This window comes from Frankia sp. AiPs1 (assembly GCF_023716945.1).
Lineage (GTDB): Bacteria > Actinomycetota > Actinomycetes > Frankiales > Frankiaceae > Frankia.
On record NZ_JAMQQF010000331.1, the window covers coordinates 1 to 6433 of the forward strand.

General features: G+C 72.3%; 3 protein-coding genes and 1 pseudogene. All 4 read right to left on the reverse strand.

Features of this window, described 5'->3' with window-relative positions:
- Positions 1-189, reverse strand: a pseudogene (locus tag ND748_RS22090) (NADPH-dependent FMN reductase); the annotation flags it as partial.
- Positions 190-209: 20 nt separating this feature from the next.
- A complete protein-coding gene (locus ND748_RS22095) occupies positions 210-5000 on the reverse strand; it encodes a pentapeptide repeat-containing protein (RefSeq protein ID WP_251747892.1) in 4791 nt (1596 codons plus the stop codon).
- Positions 5000-5470, reverse strand: a complete 471-nt coding sequence (locus ND748_RS22100; RefSeq protein WP_251747893.1) for a TIR domain-containing protein — start codon at positions 5468-5470, stop codon at positions 5000-5002. The genes ND748_RS22095 and ND748_RS22100 overlap by 1 nt, the downstream gene beginning before the upstream one ends.
- 421 nt (positions 5471-5891) lie before the next feature.
- On the reverse strand, positions 5892-6433 hold a 542-nt coding region (locus ND748_RS22105; RefSeq protein ID WP_251747894.1), incomplete at its 5' end, for an ethanolamine ammonia-lyase subunit EutC.

A 6433-nucleotide genomic window follows, 5' to 3' on the forward strand; every position in this document is an offset into this window, starting at 1 on the left:
CGCGGCGACCGCGGGCGGCGGGGCGGCGTCGTCGGCGTCCGGGGTGAACGCAGGCAGGTCGGCCAGCCCGTCGTAGAGGACGGCCGTCACCCCGGCTGGCGCCAGCGCGACGGTGGTCCGCAGCGCGGCCGTGTTCGTCGATGACCCACGCGTGCTGCCCGAGATCAGGAGAAGTCTCGTCACTGCCATGGGACCATCTTTGCTGCCCATCACCTCCGTCGGAGCGGAGTGTCATGGCGATGAACGGTCGGCCGGGACAGCGGCGCAAGCGGGCCCCAGGTCTCGGCCGGCAAACGGATCATCCGGCCGCCGCGTGGGACCAGCCAGCCCAACCACCGCCACGCCTCCTCCGACGCGCCGAGCAGCTTGTCCCCGTCGGCCGACCAGACCGCCAGCTCGCCGTCCGGAAGCTGCTCGAGCCGCCAGCCGACCGGCCGGCCGGTGGTGGCATCCCAGATCCGTGCGGTGCCGTCTTCGCTGGTGGTGAGGATGCGCGTGCTGTCGGGGCTCCACGCGCCGCCGGTCAGGGGGCTGGTGTGGCCGGTGAGGGTGAGCTGGTGGTGTCCGGTGGTGGCGTCCCAGATACGGGCGGTGCGGTCCTCGCTGGTGGTGAGGATACGGGTGCCATCGGGGCTCCACGCGCCACAGGTCGGTATGCGGGTGTGGCCGGTGAGGGTGAGCTGGTGGTGTCCGGTGGTGGCGTTCCAGATCCGGGCGGTGCGGTCGTTGCTGGTGGTGAGGATGCGGGTGCCATCCGGGTTCCAGGCGCCGCCAGAAAGCCAACTGGTGTGGCCGGTGAGGGTGAGCTGGTGGTGTCCGGTGGTGGCGTCCCAGGTGCGGGCGGTGCGGTCGTTGGCGGTGGTGAGGATGCGGGTGCCATCCGGGCTCCACGCTCCGCCAGCTAGCGGGCCCGCGTGGCCGGTGAGGGTGAGCTGGTGGTGTCCGGTGGTGGCGTCCCAGGTGCGGGCGGTGCGGTCGTTGCTGGTGGTGAGGATGCGGGTGCCATCGGGGCTCCACGTTCCGGCGGACAGGCGGCTGGTGTGGCCGGTGAGGGTGAGGTGGCGGTGTCCGGTGGTGGCGTCCCAGCTGCGGGCGGTGCGGTCGTTGCTGGTGGTGAGGATGCGGCTGCCATCGGGGCTCCACGTTCCGGCGGACAGGCGGCTGGTGTGGCCGGTGAGGGTGAGCTGGTGGTGTCCGGTGGTGGCGTCCCAGCTGCGGGCGGTGCCGTCGTTGCTGGTGGTCAGGATGCGGCTGCCATCGGGGCTCCACGTTCCGCCGGACAGCCAACTGGTGTAGCTGGTGAGGGTGAGCTGGTGGTGTCCGGTGGCGGCCTCCCAGATCCACGCGGTGCGGTCTTCGCTGGTGGTGAGGATGCGGCTGCCATCCGGGCTCCAGGCGCCGCCGGACAGTGGGCTGGTGTGGCCGGTGAGGGTGAGCTGGTGGTGTCCGGTGGCGGCGTCCCAGATCCACGCGGTGCCGTCGTTGCTGGTGGTGAGGATGCGGCTGCCATCCGGGCTCCACGCCCCGCCGGAAAGCCGGCCCGCCTGACTGGTGTGGCCGGTGAGGGTGAGGTGGTGGTGTCCGGTGGTGGCGTTCCAGATCCGGGCGGTGCGGTCGTTGCTGGTGGTGAGGATGCGGCTGCCATCGGGGCTCCACACGCCGGCAGACAGGCGGCTGGTGTGGCCGATGAGAGTGAGCAGGTGGTGTCCGGTGGTGGCGTCCCAGCTCCGGCCGGTGCCGTCGTCGCTGGTGGTGAGGATGCGGCTGCCATCCGGGCTCCAGGCGCCGCCGGAAAGCGGGCCTGCGTGGCCGGTGAGGGTGAGCTGGTGGTGTCCGGTGGTGGCGTCCCAGGTGCGGGCGGTGCGGTCGTTGCTGGTGGTGAGGATGCGAGTGCTGTCGGGGCTCCACGTTCCGCCGGACAGGCGGCTGGTGTGGCCGTTGAGGGTGAGGTGGTGGTGTCCGGTGGTGGCGTCCCAGATCCGGGCGGTGCCGTCGTCGCTGGTGGTGAGAACGCGGCTGTTGTCGGGGCTCCACGCCCCACCGGACAGCCAGTCGGTGTGGCCGCCGGCGAGGGTGAGCTGGTGGTGTCCGGTGGTGGCGTCCCAGATGCGGGCGGTGCCATCGAGGCTGGCGGTGAGGATGCGGGTGCCATCCGGGCTCCACGCCCCGCCGGTCAAACGGCCGGTGTGGCCGGGGAAGGAAGACAGGCGGACGCCGGGCTGGCGCCTGGCCGCGGTCGGCGCCATCAGCCAGCCGCGGCGGGTGTCGTCGGCCGGGCGGCACAGCAGGGCCTGGGTGGCGTAGGTACGGGAGCCCGTCCAGCGGGCGTCGGTCAGGTTGCAGGCGCGGAACACCGTTCCCGCGAGGTTCGCGCGGCGCAGATCGGCCCCGTCGAGGCTGCTGTCGTGGATTTCGGCGCGGGTAAGGTCTGCTCCGGACAGGTCGGCCCGGGACAGGTCCGCGTCGCGCATCACGGCGCCCGCCAGCTTGGCCCGTGCCAGCGTCACCCCACGTAGGTCGAGCCGCCGGCCGCCGCCGTCGATGTGCCAGCCGGCTAGGTCGGCGCCGGTCAGGACTGATGCGGATGGCGCGTGGGTTGGGTGGCCGCTGCGGGTCGCCGCCAGGCAGTACGCGAACGCCAGCACCGCCGCCGCGTCGGCTCGCCCGCCCGGGGCCTGTGCGGCCATCGCCGCCATCGCCTCCGTGCATCGCCCGCGCTGCGCGTCGCTGCGGCCCGCCAGCCACTGGCCCAGGTAGTCGAGTGTCTCGGGGCTCGGTACCGGTAGCTGCCAGCCGGCCCGCGCCTGCTCCGTGGGCGACTCCAAGGCCCGGGCGAGGTGACGAGCGAGGAAGTACTCGCGCAGGGACGTGTGCGCGAAGCCGAAGGTCTCGTCTTCCTGTCGGACCAGGAACGTCGCCGTGCGCAGGTCCTCCTTCCACAGGTCTGGGGCCCGGGCCGAGTAGTGCAGCTCCAGGTCCGGGCGGCCGGCGAGGAACTCCAGCAGCCACTGCTCGACCTCGTCCACCTGCCACGTCGCCCGGCCGGAGCGCCACAGCCGGGCAGCGAGGTCCTCCATCAGCAACTCCTTGTGCGCGGGCAGCAGCGAGTGCTTGCCGTCGTCGCGTTCCAGCCACTGCGCGACGAACAACGCGTAAAGATCCATCGCGCGCACGGTGCGGCCGTCGAGCTTCGCCTGCTCCACCGTCTCCAACTGCTCGGCGACCATCCGCAGGGTCAGCGGCCGTTCGGCGATCTCCCGCAGGTTGTGCACGCTGTCGAGCAGCTCCAGCAGCCGATCCGCGTCGGCACCGGGCACGTTCGCCGAGAGGTAGGCGCGCACCTGCTCCTCGCCGAACGGGAGCATCAGCAGAGCGAGGTAGTCGGCGCTGACCGGGCCGTCGCGATGCTGGCCGGTGAAGTGGTTGGTCTCGTGGCGGATGGACCGGAAGTAGTGGGTCCGGCAGGACAGCAGCAGGCGGCTCGGCCGGGCCCCGCGCCGGTCGGCTGACCGAGACTGCCAGGTGTCCTCGGTGGCGCGCCACAGCATCCGGGTGAACCGCTGGCCGGCCTGCGGCTCCAGGTGCACCAGCACCTCGTCCAGCCCGTCGAAGATCAGTACGCAGTCGCCCTCGGCCACCACGTCCAGCACCTGCGCCGCCAACGGGCCAGCGCCGGCGCTGCCGGCGTCCAAGAGCGCCTGCATGATCCTCGTAAGGTTGGCTCCCTCTCGGGCGACCGTGAGCGGCAGGTCCCGCAGGTCGAACAGGATCGGCAGCGGCACGGTGGGGCCGTGATGGCGGCGGTGGTCCAGCAGCGCCTCGGTGAACAGTTTGACGGTGGTGGTCTTGCCCATCCCGACGTCGCCGAGCAGCGTGCACAGGTGGCGAGCGCCCGGCGACTCGTCGAGCGCCCAGGTCAACAGGCGGTCCACCGCCCGCGTGGGTTCTCCGAGATGCCGCGGGGCCTGGTCGCCGGGGAGTCCCGCGGCGAGCGATGTCTCACCGGCCACGGGAGGTACCGGGATCACGTCGATGGGCCGCTTACCCAATCTCGTCCGAGCCCAGGACTCCTGCTCGGAGTCGTCCCACGTGCGTCGATCGGCCTGGCCCGCTGCCGCCGACTCGTGCCGGGCCCGCGCCGCCGTCTCGGCGTCGGTCCACGGCTCCTGCCCGGGTCGCAGCGGTTCTCGGAGTCGGTCGTCGACCCAGGCGAGGACCGTCGTGACGAACTGGAGCCGGGCGGCGCGGTCCCGGCACTGGCTGAACGGCCGACCGGCGCAGAGCGGGACGCCTTCGGGGGCGGGTGCGCTGGGCGCCACGCCCTCCAGGGCGAACCTGAGCGGACGGCGGGCGGTCGTGCCTGCCGGGGTGTGCCGACGGGCGGCGGCGCTGTCGAGCTCGACGACCACGTCGGCCGACTCCCGCAGCCGTTGCCGCTCCGCGTCGACATCGGCGCCGAGTAGCAGATCGAACGGGCTGGTGACTCGGTAACCGGGGAGGGCGACGACCTGCTCGGTCAGCAGCGTCACGAACTGTCTTTCCCACTGGCGGAGCGCCTCGGACGCCTGGGGCGCCGTCTCCACGTACACGACGGGCTGGAGCACCTCGGACACCGACGCCGGCACGGGCTCGTCGGCGGTGCGCCGCCTGGCCTCCCGCTGGGAGCGCTCGGCCACCTCCTCGCTGGTCACGTCGGCGCCCTCGAACCAGCAGAACCGATCGGCCGGCGGCGCCTTGCGCCGGTCGCTCACCAGCCGCAGGTCGACCTCGGCCGCGGTCGCCGCCTCGTCGAGAGCGGCGCGGAACTTGCGGAACGTGTCCTGCGCCTTCACGTCGCCGCCGCCGGGCGTGGCGACCCCCAACGCCTGCGGCATCGGGATCCGTCCGTCGTCGCCGATGAGGTCGGCCAGCGCCGTCAGCCGAGCCCGTTGTCGGGGGGTGAGCTCGTCGGTGAGCCGCTCCAGGTGCCGCAGCACCGCCCGCCGGGGCAGCCGCTGCATCAGGCCGCGTCGCTCAGCACTCGACGCCGGACCTCGGTCGCGAGCTCCAACGCGAACCTCTCCCGGCTGGGCCCGCGGGTCTCGGTGAAGCAGCGCCCCCTGGACGTGAAGATCTGCCGGCTGTCGACCCCGTGCAGGTCCCACGAGCCGTCGATCGGGACCCGCTTCAACATCACCGGCAGGACCTTGTCGACCTCCGGTCCGAGCAGCCGAGGCAGCTCCTCGTCCAGGATGAAGCGGCTGGCGAAGAACCCGGGGCTCAGCAACAGCAGCCCATAGTCGCAGGTGGCGAGCTGGCCGAGAATTTTCCCGCGCCAGTCAGCGCCGATCTCCAGATGCGAGTCCTCCCACCAGTCGACCTGCACCCCGGCCAGGCCGTCGAGGTGCAGGTTGGCGAGCAGCGACTCCTTGGCCTTCGCGTCACCGTGGCACCAGCTCAGGAACACCGAGGCCTGGATCCGCTCGGTCATCACACTGCTCCCATCCGCAGAAATTCCGGATGTCTTCACGATAGGGCGTGACTAGATAAGCCGATCACCCGGGGAGTCCGCGATGACGTCTCTGCGTCCAGAAGAACGATTTGTCCTGCGCCGGTGGCCGCCGATGTGCGGTCGGACCGCCCACGCACGAGCTGCCGCCCGTCCCCCGCCGCCGAGCCCATCGCCTCGACCGCCCGGGACGGGCCGATTGCGGTGCGCCTTGTCCGGTCTGACGCCACGGACCGTACGCATCGTGCCGCAACATTCCCCCCGCACCGCATCCGATCATCGCCGGCGAACGCTCGGGGTCTGTGGTTCGACAGGTGCGCGGGTGCGCCGACGAGATCGCCCCTTTGGTCACGGTCACCTGGCATCGATTACCCACGACCCCGAGTGGCTGGCATCGCCGGACTCAGGTGCTGGAGGTTGGATTCGCTCCGGGCGGTGTGGTGGTGGGGAGGGCCTGCGCGGCGGTCGGTTCCTTGATCGAGACGCCGCTGGTGCCCAACGTGCGCATCGCCTGGACCAGGCCGGTGATGCGGGCGACGGCCTGGGTGGGGGTGAGGCCGCGGCGGTGGATGTTGGACAGGAGGTTGCGGTCCGCGTCGGTGTGGCCGCTGCGGGGGCGGTGGGCCAGGTACGCGGAGAGGCTCTCGGCGGTGGCGAGGCCGGGGCGTTCGCCGATCAGCAGCACGATCACCGTGGGGTGCAGCAGGTCGCCGATGTCGTTCATGATGCCGACGCGGCACTGGCGCACCGCGAACGGCTGGCCGGTCGACCAGCCGGCCTCGGCAGCCGCGGTGAGCAGCGCCGGCAGCAGCGTCGGGACCTGGGCGTCGACCGCCGCCGCGGACAGGCCGTCGCCGAGCACGATCTGCAGGTCCGCGCCGGGTGGGCAGCGGGCGGCGACCTGGGCGCGGCCGGCGTCGGACAGCCGCCGGCCCAGGTCCGGCC

What these genes read in the sequence shown, in the direction of transcription:
- ND748_RS22095 (WP_251747892.1), bottom strand. Translation starts at nt 5,000, where the DNA reads ATGCAGCGGCTGCCCCGGCGGGCGGTGCTGCGGCACCTGGAGCGGCTC.
- ND748_RS22100 (WP_251747893.1), bottom strand. Translation starts at nt 5,470, where the DNA reads ATGACCGAGCGGATCCAGGCCTCGGTGTTCCTGAGCTGGTGCCACGGT.